The sequence below is a fragment of the Pseudoalteromonas sp. MSK9-3 genome (assembly GCF_003590335.1).
In the GTDB taxonomy this organism is placed as follows: Bacteria; Pseudomonadota; Gammaproteobacteria; order Enterobacterales; family Alteromonadaceae; genus Pseudoalteromonas.
Genome location: NZ_MIET01000034.1, coordinates 198,025 through 216,358, shown reverse-complemented (window position 1 = coordinate 216,358; position 18,334 = coordinate 198,025). Strand labels below are relative to the sequence as shown.

Below are 18,334 nucleotides of genomic sequence, written 5' to 3'. Positions count from 1 at the left end.
CACAGGGACCAGAACATGAAAAAAATTACGCACGCAAAGCGCTCTTTCGTTTTATCACCCATTATGATGTACATGGTATTTTCAAGTATTGCACACGCGCAGCAAGCTCAAATAGAACATATAGAAGTACTTTACAAACGGAGCAGCGTCACCAGTGAAATTACCGAAAATACCGAAAAACTCGTCGCGATGCCTGGCGCAATGGGCGATCCACTGCGTGCGGTTTACTCTTTACCTGGCGTTGTAGCTGCGGGTGGCTCAATGGCAGAGCCCGCCGTACGAGGCTCTTCACCCAGTGATAATATTTTTGAAGTAGACTTTATGCCTGCAGGTTATATCTTTCATGATTTTGGCAGCTCTATTTTCAATCGCCACATTATTCAAGACTTTCAACTTTACTCAGCAGGGTATGGCGCAGGATATAGTAATGCAACTGGCGCGGTATTCGATGTCACATTGCGTAACCCAAAATATCAACCTATTACCACCACCCTTGATTTCACCATGTTTAACGCTGGTGTATTTGTCGAAGGACAAGCAACTGAGAATACTGCTTTTTACTTTTCAGCGCGTAAAAGCACACTGCCACTCTTTTTTTCCGAAGGAGAAGAGCTTGAAGATGATGATGGCGAACCTTCTGGCGTGACAATCAACGAAGCACCCGATGACCATGATTATCAGGGTAAATGGTTATGGGATATCAATAACAATAATACCCTGACATTTAATTTTACGGGTGCAGAGGATTCTGCTGCCGCAGGGTTTAATGAGCGGGCAGAACTCGCCCAAAAAACCCCTGAATTTCAAGGTGACGCCGTTTATATCAGGGAGTTTAATAGCCAAAATGTATTGTGGGACCACTATAACAAACGTTTTCATTTAAGAATGGCAGTTGGCGCACTAAAGCACTCAGGTAGGCTTGAGTATGGCAAACGCGCAAGTTTGAGTAATGGTTTTTTCGAAGAAGAATCTGAGACACAATACACATACAAGGCACAGCTGAATTATCGTATTAATAAGCAACACCGCCTGATCACTGATATGGCATATTATGATAATGAAACATCATATAGCTACGATACGTTCCAATATTTATGTACCGAGTTTGACCCTGATTGTGATATCAAAAAAGGGGCGCGGATCACAGGAAAGCAAAAATTTGATGTCGATACTGGGTTTATTGGTTTGACGCACGTCTGGCAAATCAATGAGCAATTGCAAAGTGAATTGGGTGGCCAGTGGCAGCATAACAAGTACACCGACGAGAGTTTTGTAACGCCGCGCATCGCGCTAAATTACTACCTTAGTGACCAAAGTACCATTTCTGCTAAATTTGGTCGTTATAACAGAATGCAAAACATCGATCATATTGCACCAGATGTAGGCAACCCCAATTTAGAATCGCAAACATCTGATCACATCACTCTCGGCTTTAGTCAAGAGCTTACTGATGAGTGGTCATGGTCTATTGAAGGGTATCATAAAACCATGGATAACTTACCGCTGGCCATTGAGGCCAATGCATCTGATGCACATCTATTATATAGCAACCAGGTTGACGGCAAAGCATACGGCCTCGATTTACTCATCAATAAAAATAAGACGGACAAGTGGTATGGCTGGGTGTCATTAAGTTATGCAAAAAGTGAACGAACTAATACCCGCGACCATATAACCAAAGACTATTATGCGGATACACCCATAGTGTTTAATGCCGTATTTCAATATGAAATAAATGAACTTTGGGAAGGTGGCTTTAATTTTACCGCGCGCAGTGGGCAAGCCTACACACCGATTGTCGGTGTACGTGAAAACCCTGATTTCGACAATCGCTTTTTACCCGTCTATGGCGATTCATTTTCTAAAAGACATGATTTATATCATCGCTTAGATATCCGCTTTGAACGAAAAACTCAGTTATTTGGTTTAGATGGAAAATTAATTCTTGAGCTGATGAATGCTTATGGACAAAAGAACGTCAGCAGTATTGATCTTGATTACGACAAAGTTAAATCCGTCAATGACCTGTACATCGAAGAAGAAGAGGATGACTTTGAGTTGCGCCCGTCTATTGGTTTCAGTGTCACCTTCTAACTCACTCTGAGAAAATAGGCCATAGCTACTGTGGCCTTTATCTGGGCATTTAAAAAATCGATTACCCCTATCGTTTTAACCCGCTTTTCAATCTGTCAAAAAGCACTAAACTTAAGCCTACTCCAAAGAAACTTAAAGAGAATAGAATCAATGTTTACAGTAATATTTGGCCGTGAAGGCTGCCCATTTTGTGTACGTGCGAAAGAAGTCGCAGAAAAATTAAAAACTGATCGTGATGATTTCAACTATCGTTATGTCGACATCATCAAAGAAAATGTCTCAAAGGCCGACCTAGAGAAGTCTGCTGGTAAACCTTGCCCAACTGTGCCTCAAATATTTATTGGCCAAGACCATATTGGTGGATTTACCGAATTCGAAGCCTATGCAAAATCAGAATTAGGGCTATATAGCTAAAATAAGGTAAAATCGTGTGAAACCAGTAAATGCGCGCATTCGTAAACGGTATGTTAAATACCGAAAAAGCCACTGATTAAAAAACATACAACATCAAGCACATATAAATTAGTTCTAATTTATACAAGCATTTGCTAGCCTTTTCCTATACAATGCGCGCCTCTTTAAAATCGTTGAGGCGCATTAATGTCAGAACCAGTCACGTTTAAATCTTTAGATCTTTCTCCTGCAATTTTAAAAGCAGTCGAAGAGCAAGGATATAAGACACCATCTGAGATCCAAGCTCAATGTATACCGTTATTGCTAGAAAGAAAGGACGTACTGGGACTAGCGCAGACGGGTACAGGTAAAACTGCAGCATTTGCATTACCACTATTAAATAATATTGACCCGGCTACGAAGCAGCCACAAATATTGGTGTTAACACCAACACGCGAACTTGCCATTCAGGTGGCAGAGGCGTTTGAACAATATGCTAAATTTACCAAAGGTGTCGAAGTATTAGCACTTTATGGTGGCCAAAGCTATGGTATTCAACTAAGTGCTCTACGTCGTGGTGCACAGATTATCGTTGCTACGCCAGGTCGATTAATTGACCATATTAACCGTAAAACAATCAACTTATCTGATCTTAAAGCATTAGTATTAGATGAAGCTGATGAAATGTTACGCATGGGCTTTATCGATGATGTAGAAAACATCATGGAAAAAACGCCTGAAAATAAACAAACTTGTTTGTTCTCAGCAACAATGCCTAAGCAAATACAATCTATCTGTTCTAAGTACTTAGACAATGCTGAGCAAGTTCATATCTCAGCTCGCAACTCGACAGTATCATCTGTAGAGCAGGTTTTTTGGCGTGCAAGCGTACACAAAAACAAAGCGATTGTTCGCTTTTTAGAAGCTGAACAGTATGAAGGTGCAATTGTTTTCGTTCGTACTCGTAACGATACAGTTCAACTTGCTGAGCTACTTGAGCAACAAGGTTTTTCTGCTGCACCACTGAATGGTGACATGAACCAACAGGCGCGTGAGCGTACTGTTGAACGCCTTAAGAGTGGCTTACTAGACATCGTTATTGCAACAGACGTTGCAGCACGTGGTCTAGATGTAGATCGCTTAAGCTTAGTTATCAACTATGATATTCCACAAGACAGTGAAGCTTATGTTCACCGTATTGGTCGTACTGGTCGTGCTGGTCGTACAGGTAAAGCAATCTTATTTGTTAAACATAATGAACGTTACTTACTACGTAATATTATGAAGCACACAAAGTCAGAGATTGCTGAAGTTGAATTACCGAGTGCACAAGTCGTTGAAGAAAAGCGTATCGCTGCACTTCAAACTAAGCTTACTAATGCGCTTGAGCACAAAGACATTAACTTCTTTAACGAAGTTGCTGCTGGTCTTGCTGAGAAGCTTGAGCTGTCTCAAGAACAGTTAGCGGGTGCAATGCTATGTTTAGCACAACAGCAAACGCCGCTTAAAGTTGAAGATATTAAGATTCAACAGCGTGAACGTCGTGATCGCGATGACCGTCGTGACAACAACCGTCGTGGTGAGCGTAATGACCGTCAAGGTCGTGGTCGTGAGCGTAATGGTGAACGTCGTGAGCGTCCTGAGCGCGAACGTGGCCCACGTAACAGCAGTCAAGGCCCAATGGATACATACCGTATCGAAGTAGGCCGTGACCATGGTGTTCAAGTTAAAAACATCGTAGGCGCAATCGCAAACGAAGCTGATATCTCAAGCAAGTTCATTGGTGATATTCGCCTATTTAACGAGCACAGTACAGTACAGTTACCTCAGAACATGCCAAGTGATGTACTAAATCACTTCAACAACGTTGTGATCTGTAAGCGTCCTATGAAGCTGACTAAAAGCGCACATACCGCTGACCAAGCAGGTTCAGAGCGTCGTAACGACCGTGGTGACCGTAAGCGTCCGAGCGGAGACAAACGCGCTCCACGTCGCGATGGCGAAAACAAAGAACGTCGCTCAGTAAGCTTTAGCTAAGCTAGCCGTTTCTTAAAAAAGCCGCTTTTATAAAGCGGCTTTTTGTTTTCTATATCCCTCACCCACTCAGCTCATTCTCTCATTATTACAGTCCAATAATCTCTCTCGTTTCATGTGCTACAGTTAGTTCATCTATCTACCGCACTGAGTTGCCATGTTTTTTCTATACCGTCTTTATCATTTCATCTTAAAATGTATTGTTATTTTTATCGGTATTCCCAACCCACAACTACATAAAAACAAAAATGGACTGACTAACGCTATAAAAGCATTGCAACTGACGGAACAAAGTTATGTTTTACTGATCACTGACCATACATTGCAGGAACTGGGCATACCCACATCTATCATCTCAGAGGTACAGCACCACAAATTAAATGTGGTGGTATTCGACCAAGTATTGCCTAACCCAACAATCGAAAATGTACAACGGGGCTTTGAGCTATATAAAAAACACCAATGCCAAGCAATCATAAGTGTTGGGGGCGGTTCGGTTATTGACTGTGCGAAGTTAATTGGTGCCAAAGCAGTCAGACCAAATAAAGCGGTCACAGATTTTAAGGGGCTTTTCAAAGTACTGAAACGATTACCCCCAAACATTGCCATCCCTACAACTTCTGGCACTGGCTCAGAAACCACCGTTGCTGCTGTGGTGAATTGCCCAAATACGCATATCAAGTATGCAGCAACTGACTTTGTGTTGGTCCCACATCACGCCGTATTACTGCCCGAACTCACCACCAGCTTACCACCTCACATTACTGCGACAACGGCAATTGATGCACTGACCCATGCGATAGAAGCATTATTAAGTATTAATTGCATGGCGTTCAGCCAGAAGCGCGCGTTAGAAGCTTGTACGCTTATTTTTGACAACCTACCAACGGCTTACTCAGAAGCAACACACAGTCATGCCCGCTCACAACTGCTTAGCGCTTCTTTTTACGCGGGGCAAGCATTCACACGCACTTCCGTTGGCTATATACACGCCATATCCCATCAACTTAGTGCTAACTACAACAGCCCTCATGGCCTCGCTAACGCAATATTATTAATGCCCGTCTTACAGTGGTATGGCGAGCGAATACAAAGCCATATGGCGCTGATAGCTAGGCACTGCCAACTAACCTCCCTTGATCACCCAATTGAACGTCAGGCGGATGACGCACTCAATGAAGCACATCCCGACTACCCAGTCCCCGTGTTTATGAGCCATTATGAATGTGAAAATATCATCAAATCCGTTTCAACAGTCGATTAAGGTATAGGTGACCTATAAATAAACGATTTTAGGTAATACACAGAACAACTTTATATGATAAACACAGCTATACCGACAGCAGACACATTGTTTTTATGATAACGTGTCTGCACTATTAACGAACGACGAACATCATGCGTGATCAAGCGCTTATTGAAGCAAAAAACCAATTAAATTCTAGTTCTGTAGCCGTATTATCTACACATTCTCAAACCCTAGCAGGCTACCCTTTCGGATCGACGGTACAGTTTGTTTGTAACGATGATAATAACGTCTATTTGTTTATAAGTGATATCGCACAGCATGCCAAAAACCTCGCGGCCAATAGCGCCCTGTCGCTAACCGTTTTCAATCAAACCAGTGATGATGATCCGCAAACAGCCAGACTCACCTTAGTTGGCGATGCAACTAAACTCCCTAAAATACAAAGTGCGCCATATTTAAACGCGTTTGTTGAGAAATACCCGACTGCACAAGAATATATGACCTTAACAGACTTTAACATTTGGCGTATTTCCATCGTAAGAATTCGATTTATTGCGGGGTTTGGTAAAATTTTTTGGTTAGAAAAGAACGAATGGTACACACAAACACAATTAGCCCAGTTTGACTCAACTGCTACTTGAGGAGGCGTATTTGTTATATATATTTTCCGGTTTACCTGCAACAGGGAAAACGACATTAGCTAAGCGCTTAGCAGAACACTTAAATGCTGTTTATTTGCGTGTTGATAGTATTGAACAAACCATGCGTAACACTGGGATTACAGATATATATGACCACGGTTACCAAGTTGCTTTTCAATTGGCGAAAGATAATTTAGCGTTAGGCCAGTCGGTTGTCGCAGACTCAACGAATCCAGTCATTGAATCACGCGCACAGTGGTGGCAAGTCGCAAAGCAAAGTGGCATACCCTATGTTGATATTGAGATTATTTGTACCAATCGCCAGCAACACCGTCACCGGGTAGAATCAAGGACGGTTGATATTCCTAATTTGATGCTGCCAAACTGGGAAAGCGTCTCACAGCGAGAATACACAAAATGGAGCAGCGAAAGAGTCATTATCGACACAGCAAACATCACAATTTTAGAGGCTCAAAAAAAGCTGCTAGAGCGTATTGAGCCTATCAAAAGAGGCTAATGGCAACTCTGTGGCTCGGCGATTTTGTGCGGTAGGTTCTATAAACTAGCGTAAATTATAGATAGTGACATTTTTTACAGAAAAAACTAAGGCGCAACCAGTGTGCGCCCTAATCTGACTACATCCATGCTCGGTATCCTATACCTTGCGTGAAGCCATCCTATTCATCATCCCCTGAACGGGTATACATCCATAAAGACCCGATCATCATCCCTGTCTTCATCCTTTTACACGTCCTGTGTTCCCTTCACCTACCTGGCTATCCACTTCCCGCTATTCCGTCGGGTGTTCCTGCACATCCTGCGCATTCCTTACTATCCTTATTGCATATTTCCTATATGCACTGCCACCTTGGCGTCCACTTTGCCTATTCCTTTTGGCACTCCTAAACACACCCTGTGTTTTATCCTGTGTCCTTGTTATAGCTCCGCTATAAGCTTACATCCTGTAAGTTCCTACTGCTTCAATCCTTGTTCCCTTTGCTCCGTGCAATTGTTACATCCTTCGTAAACACATCCTTTCAGTAGCTTCGAGCCACTTTGCCTTCCTGACCTAATAAAGTTTACTCTGATAGCGCCCTATTTAAAGGGAGAAAAAGTAATAAATTTAAGGAAATAATATTGTAAAAATACACAATTATATAATAAACATAAACTTATAATGATAATCATTGCTAATAACTACACTACAAAAACACCTTAACTTACATCCATGTGAGATAATGCTTACAGCTGTTCTTCCGTTATGTCCGTGATTTTCTTTTTGAACATTAACTCTCCATTTACTTTATTAAAGCAAAGTGTTTTCACTGATTGATATCCATGACTGGCAAAAAATGCTTTTTGTTCTATTTTGGTTACAAAGACAGCCATGCCTGATGCAGCATCATTGGTCGCCACTAAATCATCTAAACCAGCCAAAAGGTAATGCCCGAGCCCTTGGCCTTGGATATGTGGATCAACAGCAATAAACGCTAAAAAGTAATATTGACCGAACTCAGACAACGCTAACCGTATCGTGTCTTCTTTCTCTATAAGCTGTTGAGTTTGTAGGTAGCCGGCACTCATCATCAGCCGCAGTCGCCAATGCCAATACCGAGATGCTTGCAAATTACTCTGAGCTTCAAAAACACACGCTGTTGCCACTAAATTACTGCCTTCAAACAGTCCGACAATGGGTTGTTGCCCTTGGCCAAAACTCACCAGTTCTTCACGGATCAAAGCACGTAACTTGGCTTCATAATCTTGTTCTTTTTTAGCCATTAACATAGCACGTAAAATAGGATCATCATGATACGCTTGATACAGTAAACTTGCCGCAACACGGGTGTCTTCTGGCGATAAATATTTAACGGCTAATTGGTCTTGTTGTAATACTCGCATACTATCCCTTCCATTATTGTTATCTGATTGATTGGGGCTATAGAAGCTAACACTGTAATGACTATAGTTTAGCGAATGTTTTTTATGCAAACCTAAGTAATTCCTATCATGAAGAACGATAACTCACTTTATAAAAAATGACATTGTCTAGGGCCAGTAATATGGTGCTGCTTCAACCCATCAAAGCATGATATAATCGCCACTTTATTCGGCGGGAGAATACACAATGCATAACGCTGTGCTCAAAGCAATTGCCTCTTTATGTCAGGAAGGTAAAACACCGACCGTGGCACTGACCAAAGCGAGGCTGTCTGAACCGGTTGCCATGCCACATATTATTGCCGGGATCACCGCCTATAAAAACAACCCCAAATGCATTGACGAGATACAAACACCGATGCAAAGCGAACAACCCAGCGAGCGCGAAAGTCAACTCGACCGCATTGAAAGTAAGCTCGATTTACTCCTATCCATTTTGCAAAAGAACTGATTATATGTTTGTTGTTGATTTAACTTTTGACTGTTACCAAGACACAACGCTAGACACGGCAGAACAAGCCATTAATAGATTGGTAAATGCGCTACGTTTTAACGGCCAAATTATTGGCGATGAGTTCCCTACAGTGCTAAAAGATGGCTACTTTATTACCCGTGTTATGTGTCCATTGGAAGACTCTCTGCACCCTTTGCATCACAGCCCTTTTGTGAAACATGCAATAGAACAGCTACAGCAAGGTGGCTTACTGGCACCCAAGGTAAAAGTGATTGGGCAAGATATCCATGCAAATGGTGCTGATGCATGTCAAGATCCTTCGAGTTATATTCTATACACAACCTATGTTCACACTTGTAGCCCGCTATATTGCGGTGATGATTTTTTACCAGTTCCACTTTATAGCATACCAGCAATCGCCAATGGTGATTACAAAGCCCTAATAAAGTGGCAAGAAGACTGGCAAGCATGCGACCAAATTCAAATCAATGGTGCCACACGGTGTGAATTCCCAGCGCTCCACGAAATATCAAGCCCTGACAGTGACTTGTTTCGTCGCGGGATGGACTTAACTAAACGTATTAAGCATTTAACCAAGAAAAATGTGTATTATTACCTATATCGAGTGGGCGGAGAAAGCCTAGAAGCTGAACGTAACCGAAAGTGTCCGTCATGTAACGGAGAATGGGCATTGCCAGAACCTTGGTTTGGACTTTTTGACTTTCGTTGTGAGCAATGCCTATTGGTGTCTAATATGTCTTGGGATTTTCAATAAAATGGCTTAATAACTCAGCCCTTCTAATAATTCCTCAATTGAAGAGGCTAAAACATGGTGAGGCTCTTTGCCTACGTATTCAAGGCATACCTCACCTGAACTAAGCTTCACCGTAATTAACAAGTCATCTTGCTCTGTTAGCCCAATAAATACTGTATCAGCTTGTTTTAGCTTACGCTTCATTAAAACATGGCCCGTGATATTCTGTTGTAACCTTTCATAATCTTCGTGATTCCATGGCTGTAACAGTTCAATTTGATGGCCATCAAATTGCGCGACAATATTTCCTGCGTAAAACTGGCTATAAAACAAATTCAGTTGCTCAGGAAATTGGCACTCTAATGCATTCGCTAAAGCATCTAAGTTATCAGCTTGCTCAAACGGCTGGGCTTGCCACTGAATTTGACCATCGGCCATCGGCTCACCTACTTCACAAACACTAGGCCATTCTTTATCGTAATACATACAAGGCAAGGTACCATGTTTACTTTGATACGCTTGTGCGTGACTTTTATGTACTTGCGTTAAAATCTGCTTTATCACCTTACTGCCAACTATTCTATGATCGGTTATAATAGCCACCATTGTAACCACAAATGGTGAAACATGACAGATTACACCGATGCCCCAGAGCTAAAAGCCTCTATTTTAGGCAAAACCACAGAATATGCTCAGCAGTATGATGCCAGCCTACTTTACCCTATTGCACGTAAACTCAATAGAGACCAAATCTCTGTTGATGAAGCAGACTTGCCATTTTTAGGGGAAGATACGTGGACTGGATATGAGCTATCTTGGCTTAACGCAAAAGGGAAACCGCAAGTCGCGGTTGCGACCTTTACTTTTCCTTGCCAAAGTAGCCATATTGTTGAGTCGAAGTCGTTTAAACTTTATTTAAATAGTTTTAATCAAACACGGTTTGCAGATCAAAAAACCGTATTAGATACTCTTACTAAAGATTTATCAGCCGTAACGCACTCTCAAGTCGAGGTGGTGCTCTATAAAGCAAACGATCACGACTGTATTGCTTTCACGTCTATGCCGGGGCAATGCATTGATGATTTAGACATCGACGTTGAACACTATAGTCCGATAGAGAATATACTAAAGCAAAAGTCTTCAGACGTGGTTAGCGAAACATTGCATAGCCACCTCTTAAAATCGAATTGCCTGATCACGTCACAGCCTGACTGGGCGACAATTATTATTGAATATACGGGCGTTGCGGTATGCCATGAATCTTTATTACGCTATTTAATTTCTTTTCGTAGCCATAATGAATTCCATGAACAATGTGTTGAGCGCATTTACTGTGAGCTACAACGCACCTTTGCCTTTGAGAAGCTTGCAGTATATGCTCGCTATACCCGCAGAGGCGGATTAGATATTAATCCGTACCGCTCTAGCGACTATAACAAAACCCCTTACGCGATCAGAACTAACCGCCAGTAATAATGCGCGTCGGAATGGTAATTGAACACACATCAGCATAATTAGGCCGCTCAACGAACCACGCTTCGGGGCGGCTTTTTCGTGCTTGTATTAAAGCTTGAAACTCTGTGTGCTCAGTATCAAATACGGTAAATTCCGTTTTATCTATCGCGCTAATATCACCGAGTATCCGCGCATGTGTAATGACATTAAAGTCTTCATCGGGTCGTGGTGTACGCATTAATCTATTGACGTGCTCCATACCATGCAACACCCGCCCAAACACCGTTATATTCCTATCCAAATAACGCACGGGTGCCAATGTAATATAAAACTCTGTACCGCCACTATTAATCTCGTTTCCACGCGCCATAGCAAAAATACCAGTACAATGGGTTTGCCATGTATTTTTACCATCAGCCGACTGAGCGACGGCAAAACCACCTAAAAAGCCTGTCACAGGGGCATAACCGTCAATCATTTTTAAAGAAGTAATAGGCAAGCGATTCTTGCTAGTATAAAAAAACTCAGCATCAACTGCTCTTTTGGCCTTACTCAGTTTTTTAGTCTCACCTTGATCACCCCCTTGCGCGACAAATCCTTCCACAAATCGATAAATGCTCAGCCCATCGTAAAATTTTTCTCGAACCAGGTTTTTTATATTTTTAACATGCTCTGGCGCGAGTTGTGAATTAAGTTCGATATAAACAGAACCAGTAGCAAGCTCAAACTTAAGTACTTGCTCATTATCGACAGCACGCCAGGCATCAGTGGGAGCTGCTGCGATAATTTCATGAGGAGCACGCAATACGCTTTGTGAAGCATAATTAAAAAACGAGGCTAAACTGAGGGTGATTGATAAAGATGAAACACACGCCATTTTCATTATTGGCATTCATTAATTTCCTTCATTGTTATTTTTATACCAATAAGTAGCATTACTCAATGGTGCGCTTAGGGGCAGTAAAGGGTTGACCAAATCAATGCGTTTTCGCTTTGCTAAATTCGCATCTTTTAACCGAGTGGCAAAGTAACGATTGAACAATTTATCAAAGCTACCATCCGCATGGGCTTGCTCTAGACCTGATTTTAATTTGTTATAGAGCACAAGATCATTTTTTGCGACAAAAAAATAAACCGCTGAGGGGTAGTAATAAATATGGTGAGGATCGGCTTGTATGCCTGACTCAGTATCTAAATAAACACCATCCAATACGTCGGTAGGTAATATGTCAAAACGCCCAGAGCGTAACATCTCATAGGCGTTGCCCTCTCGGGGGTAAGACACCACTTTTAAATTATTCTTTTTAAAAATATCTAAATCAGGCCAATCATCCCTAAGCCCAAAGTGCACACTCTGAAAATCTCCGATTGTATTCAGTTTTTCCATCCGGGATACATCAGCTTTGCGTATTAGCCCTAAACGATATCCTAATACACCTTTAACCAAAGGGATCCTAATCGCCCGAGCTAGCTTTTCTCGTTTAGAAGAAGTCACAGACCAAAAAACGTCTATTCCGTTGTCTTTCCCGAGTAAGCGTATCGCTCTTTTTTGCGTTGGTATATCGTAAACAAACTTTAGTTCAGGTTGTGCTTCATCATAAGAGAGCGCAAGCTTTAAAAGGGCTTGCACATATGGATCCGCCCCAATGGTGATCCTCACGGTCTCTTGTGCGTGAGCCAAACTCATAGACAAAAATAATGCCACTACAACCCATAACAATCGCATTACTCACCTCTATCAAATTTATACAGCAGGTCTATACTATCGTATAAACCGCTCGTCGCCTCAATATACATTTTCGAAAACACGCGGTAACGCACCGCAATTTCACTTAAAGAATCAAATACCCCCACACGATAACTGACTTGTACATTCGGTGTTATATAACCTGAGACTTCCACTTGAGTGCTATCACCACTGCCTTTTGCCGTTAGATTAACATCATTGATCCCTAATTTTTCACCCGCTTTTGCCACTACCCCCTCACTACGCTCAATACTCTGCGATAACAGAAATTGCGTCAACATCGTGTTGTTATCACTGTCGCTTTGTCCTAAAGGTTCACCATTGAGTAAATATGCCAAAGCTTGTGCCTGATCCATCGCAGGTTCAGAAAACACTGTTAATACTGGTTGCGTCGCGTTGCCCGTGAGCTCTACTCCCACTTTAACATTATCCGCTGTGACTTGAGGGTTACGAATCGCACTGACATTTAAATAGGGCTTATCTGGTGAGCCATTAAAGCCAATCTGGCCATGGTCAATCAATAGGTCTTGTCCGAAAGCTCGGTACTTTCCTTCTCTTAAAGATAGCTCACCGGTTACGATTAATGGCGTCTCAGTTTGCTTAGTCACATCTAAGTCTCCCGTAATGTAGCTATCTAACCCCAAAGCTGTTACCCGCAGGTCATCGAGTATTTTCATTGACAGATCTAAGTCGTAATCTATCAACGAGTCGTCATTTCCTACTATTTGTTCGTCTAAAATATACTGATCATCAGAGACCTGTACGACACCTTGTGGTAATGATTCTATTGCAATACGACCATAAGGCACCACCAGCTCCCCTGAGATTTCAGCCTGATTATGGGCATATGTAATCGTCAGATCAGGAGATAAGCCCAATTCGATACCCGGTTGTGGTGAAACTAAAAAGTCTTGCCCTGATGCATTCAAAGACAGTGCCAATGACTCTTGCCAAACGAGATCTCCTGAGAGCGTTAAATCCCCCCCCTCTACAGCATAAAACACCCCTTTGATATCGGCTTGCTGTTTATTAAAAGTCACCTCGACATTTGATTTATGTATCGCAACGGGGCTAACTGGGCTTTTAACTGCAAATTGTGTTAACTGCATTGCACCGTGAAAATTGGGCTTATCGAAACCATTTAGAATTGATACATCTGCGTTCAATATGCCTGACAGCGCCATAGGTTGCTGTACCACTTGCTCCATGAACGGAGATAATTTGGCAAGGTTAACGTCATCAACAATCAGCTTAGCAGTCGCGTTACGATAGTCAGCGATAGGTACATCCATGTCGCCCTTTAAATTTCCAAATAATGACGATGTTAGATGCCAATCTAATGCCATGTGATCTTTATCGCTACGCATAACAACGTTTATCGACTCAGCAGGCAAAACACGCGCTTGCTGGGCAAAATCAGCCCTTATTGAAGTATCCTTAAAATCTAATACAGCATTGGCATCAAGGAGCTCTCCTGCAAACCATTTAGCATTTACCTCCCCTTTACCTACTCCTGCCATTTGCCACTTGTCGCTCAGAGTATTAAAGTCTCTTAAATCCACTTTTGACAATGACATCGCCGCGTGCCCTGCTAAATCAGCGGTGTACTGTGCTTGTAAACACACTTCGCTGCGCTTAACCGCCCAGCAATGAGGCATAATTTCACTTTTTTTATTAGAAACCAAAAATTGAACTGGTGAAACCAGCTCTATTGGTAAGTCTAAGTAAGTTATTTTGGCGTGAGATAGTCCCCCTTGCCACTGCGCCTTTTCTAATCCACCTTGGATCTCTATCTGAGTAGCAATAGTTCCCGCTGAGTCCAAATGAATAGTATGCTGCTGCTTGTTGCCCGCCAATGATAACGTGATATTTTCGAGCTGCTCATTAGCTAGACGTAAATGAGCAAAAGTCATATTAATATCACTTTCCCAGCCCTTTTCTAGATTAACATCAGCCGTGATCTTCCCATTCGATATAACTGCGTTATCATATTTGATATGAGACACATTACTTTTAACGTAAACATGCGGATGATTGTGATCCCCCTTGAGTCTTACTTCACCTGTTAAATGTGCATCAATTGCAAGTAAAGCATTATGTTTATGATCAATATTAAACCGTCCACTCAAGTCAATTTCGTCCCCCATCACACCGCTGAGTTGTACAATACTCTCACCATAATTGAGCTCTAACTGCTCAATAGCACCGTATCCTTGTTCATTTAGAGTCAGTTTAACTTCAGCCCCCAATGGAACATCCTGAGAGTCACCTTTTAGAGATAATTTATCTACAGCTAGCAGCCAAGCTTCACCTACTTTGTTAAATTTCGCGTGAAACTCTCCAGTTAATCGTGTCTGTATATTTTCAACTAGCATCCCTAAAGGGAGTTTTTGTAAATCTCCTTGAATAGTCGCAAACACCCCTGTGTCCCAATCGAGTTTTGCCTTAAAATTTGTGCGAGCTTCATTTATAATTAACTTAGCCTCGTCCACATTCAGGTGAGTCATACCGCCATACAAACTTATACGGCTGCTAAGTGTGCCAAGTTTCGTCGCTGCGGCACTTCCCTGTAACACTGCATGATACTTATTTGCATGGCCTTGAGCTTGCAATGTCAGTTCTCCCGCTTCAATACTTCCGATATTTAACGCGCCCCCAGCTACCCTTGCTTTTTGCGTGAACGCCCCTTCAACCGTAAACGGCCAATTGGGTGTCGTGAGGTCCAAGTGGCTTACCACATCACCGGCCACACTACCCTGCCCACTAGTTACAACGGTTAAATTGCTGAATGTTCCCATCGTTTTTAGTGATAATAATTGCGTTGGTGTCGTCAGCGTTGTTAAGCTGTCCACTCGCCAATCTTTGGTATTGAGTTGGGCATTTGAGCGTAAATGCAGGTCTTTATACGCCATATGTACATCGCTCAATTGAAAGTGCGATCCCATGACAAACAACGACATTTCTATCTCTCGCAACACATGTTGCTGTTGTGCTTGCACAATACTTATTTCACTCACATGAGCCTTCACAACATTTACGGTTAGAGGTAAGAACACTTCCTTCGGCACCAATGCAGGTATGATTGTCTCTAATTTATTTGTCTGTGAGTCTATCTGCTGTATTAACTCCAAGTTAACGGAACTTAGTTGTAGCGTATCAATCTGAACCGTACTTTCTTGTAAAGATGCCGACAGTTTAAAATCATCTAAAGACACTGTTTGTGTTGGCGAATTCACCATAAGTCTTTTAACGTTTAAGTATTTCAACGTTATGCTTATCGGAAAGGTCACTGACAAGGAGGTGGTGTCATTCCCCTCTGCTACGTTGGAACCTTGTTCATCCACTGCCTGTACCGGTTCATTGTTCGCTACGTCAGCGGTGTCATGCTGCGTGACTTCAATATGGTCTACATCGCTCTTAATACATAACGTATCGCAATCAAACCATGACATCTCTATGCGTATATTACTGCCAGTGATCGACTGCTGCTTTGATTGATAGGTAAAGTTAATCTCCCCACCAGAGAGCACCGTCCGATTAGTCACACTGATATCCAATTCAGGAATAATTCGACTTACCACGGATAGTAATAACTGATTACCCGTAAGAGTAAAAAGCATCCCTAACACAAATAGAAGAAGCCCAACAAACGCATACACACCCTGTATTTTTCTTAATTTTCTGTACAACATTAAATCTCTGGACCTATTACTATGCTTAATCGCGTGCTCTTACTTGCTTTACTCAACCCCCATGCATGGTCGAGCCTAATCGGCCCTATAGGCGTGATATAACGAATACCAAAACCACCTCCAACAGACCAGTCACTCAAAGCTTTATTATCAACGGCACCGGCATCGATAAATACCGCTGCACGCCAATTAGGTAAAAACTGATAATTGTATTCCGCTGCACTTGTCACCATGTATTTTCCACCCAGAAGTTCGCCTTGCTCATCACGGGGTGCAACACTTTGATAAGCAAACCCTCTGATACTTTGATCGCCCCCTGCAAAAAAACGCATATTAAATGGCACAGCCTCAATCTCATCCGCAATAATCGCGCCTAAATCAACCCTCGCAAAAAACAAATGCCGCGCTTTGTAACTTCTTAACCAAGCATTTTTCCAATTCACTTTTACCAAAGATGTTGATGAAATCAGCTCTTTACTAGCAACTTCAACTGAAAAAAGCTGTTCATTACCCCAGTAAGGTAGTGCACCGCCTTTAGAGTGTTTTTTCGCATAGCTCACACCAGGAAGCAGCATCTCTGTTTTTACCTGAGGTAGGTTATCTACAGTAACCCCGCGTTGCGTTGTTTGGTGCTCTCTTTTTATAAACGCAGTACGTACCCAGTCGTCGTCAGTCAGCCACTGCCGCTGTAACTGTATATTCCAAATTTTTGTTTCTACATTATCGGTTACTTGATCTTGAAATTGATAGCCACCGAGTACACGCCAAACATCATCATTGGGATTACTCACAGGGATCGTATAACTGGCCGTAATATCTTGCTGCTGCTCTGACAAAGAGAGGTTACTTTCAATAAAGTGCCCCTGCTCACTCACCCACGGCTTTGACCATTTAAAACGCCCTCTAGCACCCAGGTCAGTACTGTAACCACCACCGACCTCATAACTATTAGCTGGCTTTTCATAGACATCAACACGGATGGGCACCTGCCCATTATCCCGCTCTTTTAATAATGGATATACTTTTATGGCAGAAAAATAAGGCGTTGCATTCAGCGATAAATTGAAGTCTGACAACAGATCCGCTTGATAAAACGCATTATGTTGAAACGGTGCTAACTGGCGAATATACGTTTTAGCTTTAACGTCTGTATTCATTACTATGCCACCAAAGCGATACCGAACACCTGCCTCTATGCGTAAAACAACACTTGCCTGTTGTCGTTTTTTATTGACTCTTAGCTGACTATCAATCCATCTAAAATCAAAATATCCCCTTGCGAGTAATGCACTTTCTAGCTGTGCTTTGGTCTTTTGGTACAGATCATGGCGAACCGGTTCATCAAGTTTAATAGGTACATTCAGCACCAACTCATCTATAAATGGATCGGGTTCACTACGCATCAATACATCAATATCAATGGCATTCCATTTTAAGCGCTCCTGAACAGCTATATCGACTTGCAGTGTTTGTTGATGATCCGTTAAGGTTAATGCAATCTTACTGTTATAATACCCAAATGCCTGTAACGCAGATTCAACGTCCTTACGTGCAATCGCATGATCTGCAACGCTAAAGCGCCGTTTTAGAAATGGCTGTAAAAAACCAGAAACGTTTTGCGCCACAGCGCCTTCCACACCTTGTATTTTAAGTGTTTCAAGTTGCACATTGGTTTGGGCATTAAGGACGTGACTCCAAAGTGCCGCAACCATAAAAATACACCCGAAAAGTCGCTTTGACACTTGGTTGAATACTCTTATCTTATAATTAAAAAGCAATACTAACATATGATATATCAACCCCCCATGAACAATCTCAAGACCAATCTTTTAAAATTTATCAATCCCCCTTTTTATTTCATTGCGGATCACCGACAATACATA

Annotated in this window: 15 protein-coding genes; 9 read left to right on the top strand and 6 right to left on the bottom strand. The window is 42.1% G+C overall.

Going from position 1 to position 18,334, the window contains the following annotated elements; all coding sequences use genetic code 11:
- Positions 1-15: 15 nt before the first annotated feature.
- The 6 genes from BGP78_RS16290 (at position 16) to BGP78_RS16265 (ending at position 6,928) form a co-directional block, all read left to right on the top strand.
- Complete coding sequence (locus BGP78_RS16290) at positions 16-2,094, top strand: TonB-dependent siderophore receptor (protein ID WP_119862367.1); 2,079 nt, start codon at positions 16-18, stop codon at positions 2,092-2,094.
- Positions 2,095-2,244: 150 nt separating this feature from the next.
- The gene (locus BGP78_RS16285) at positions 2,245-2,508 is read left to right on the top strand and encodes a GrxA family glutaredoxin (RefSeq protein WP_119862366.1); all 264 of its coding nucleotides are present in this window, start codon (positions 2,245-2,247) and stop codon (positions 2,506-2,508) included.
- Positions 2,509-2,694: 186 nt separating this feature from the next.
- Positions 2,695-4,524 carry a DEAD/DEAH box helicase gene (locus BGP78_RS16280; protein ID WP_119862365.1) on the top strand — a complete coding sequence of 610 codons (1,830 nt, stop codon included), beginning with the start codon at positions 2,695-2,697 and terminating at the stop codon, positions 4,522-4,524.
- Positions 4,525-4,678: 154 nt separating this feature from the next.
- Positions 4,679-5,785, top strand: coding sequence for an iron-containing alcohol dehydrogenase (locus BGP78_RS16275; protein ID WP_119862364.1), 1,107 nt, complete (start codon positions 4,679-4,681; stop codon positions 5,783-5,785).
- Between the two features lie 134 nt (positions 5,786-5,919).
- Complete coding sequence (locus tag BGP78_RS16270; protein WP_119862363.1) at positions 5,920-6,411, top strand: HugZ family protein; 492 nt, start codon at positions 5,920-5,922, stop codon at positions 6,409-6,411.
- 10 nt (positions 6,412-6,421) lie between these two features.
- Positions 6,422-6,928, top strand: a complete 507-nt coding sequence (locus tag BGP78_RS16265) for an AAA family ATPase (protein WP_259386345.1) — start codon at positions 6,422-6,424, stop codon at positions 6,926-6,928.
- 725 nt (positions 6,929-7,653) lie between these two features.
- Here the strand turns inward: BGP78_RS16265 and BGP78_RS16260 are convergent.
- On the bottom strand, positions 7,654-8,310 hold the full coding sequence (locus tag BGP78_RS16260; RefSeq protein ID WP_119862361.1) for a GNAT family N-acetyltransferase: 657 nt from the start codon (positions 8,308-8,310) through the stop codon (positions 7,654-7,656).
- A gap of 226 nt (positions 8,311-8,536) precedes the next feature.
- On the opposite strand from BGP78_RS16260, the gene BGP78_RS16255 reads away from it, so the two are divergent.
- The gene (locus tag BGP78_RS16255) at positions 8,537-8,800 is read left to right on the top strand and encodes a hypothetical protein (RefSeq protein WP_119862360.1); all 264 of its coding nucleotides are present in this window, start codon (positions 8,537-8,539) and stop codon (positions 8,798-8,800) included.
- A gap of 4 nt (positions 8,801-8,804) precedes the next feature.
- Positions 8,805-9,578 carry a Zn-ribbon-containing protein gene (locus tag BGP78_RS16250; protein WP_119862359.1) on the top strand — a complete coding sequence of 258 codons (774 nt, stop codon included), beginning with the start codon at positions 8,805-8,807 and terminating at the stop codon, positions 9,576-9,578.
- A 6-nt stretch (positions 9,579-9,584) separates the two neighbouring features.
- Here the strand turns inward: BGP78_RS16250 and syd are convergent, their stop codons facing one another.
- A complete protein-coding gene (syd, locus tag BGP78_RS16245; protein ID WP_119862358.1) occupies positions 9,585-10,163 on the bottom strand; it encodes a SecY-interacting protein in 579 nt (192 codons plus the stop codon).
- A 21-nt stretch (positions 10,164-10,184) separates the two neighbouring features.
- On the opposite strand from syd, the gene queF reads away from it, so the two are divergent.
- Complete coding sequence (gene queF, locus BGP78_RS16240) at positions 10,185-11,030, top strand: NADPH-dependent 7-cyano-7-deazaguanine reductase QueF (RefSeq protein ID WP_119862357.1); 846 nt, start codon at positions 10,185-10,187, stop codon at positions 11,028-11,030.
- Here the strand turns inward: queF and BGP78_RS16235 are convergent.
- From BGP78_RS16235 to BGP78_RS16220, 4 genes are read right to left on the bottom strand one after another with little or no spacing between them, the layout of a single operon-like run.
- Positions 11,017-11,904, bottom strand: coding sequence for a peptidylprolyl isomerase (locus BGP78_RS16235; protein ID WP_119862356.1), 888 nt, complete (start codon positions 11,902-11,904; stop codon positions 11,017-11,019). The genes queF and BGP78_RS16235 overlap by 14 nt on opposite strands.
- 3 nt (positions 11,905-11,907) lie before the next feature.
- Positions 11,908-12,738, bottom strand: coding sequence for an ABC transporter substrate-binding protein (locus BGP78_RS16230; protein WP_119862355.1), 831 nt, complete (start codon positions 12,736-12,738; stop codon positions 11,908-11,910).
- Positions 12,738-16,451, bottom strand: a complete 3,714-nt coding sequence (locus BGP78_RS16225; RefSeq protein ID WP_119862354.1) for a translocation/assembly module TamB domain-containing protein — start codon at positions 16,449-16,451, stop codon at positions 12,738-12,740. Before BGP78_RS16225 ends, BGP78_RS16230 begins: the two co-directional genes overlap by 1 nt.
- A complete protein-coding gene (locus BGP78_RS16220) occupies positions 16,451-18,163 on the bottom strand; it encodes an autotransporter assembly complex family protein (RefSeq protein ID WP_259386344.1) in 1,713 nt (570 codons plus the stop codon). Before BGP78_RS16220 ends, BGP78_RS16225 begins: the two co-directional genes overlap by 1 nt.
- Positions 18,164-18,334 lie beyond the last annotated feature (171 nt).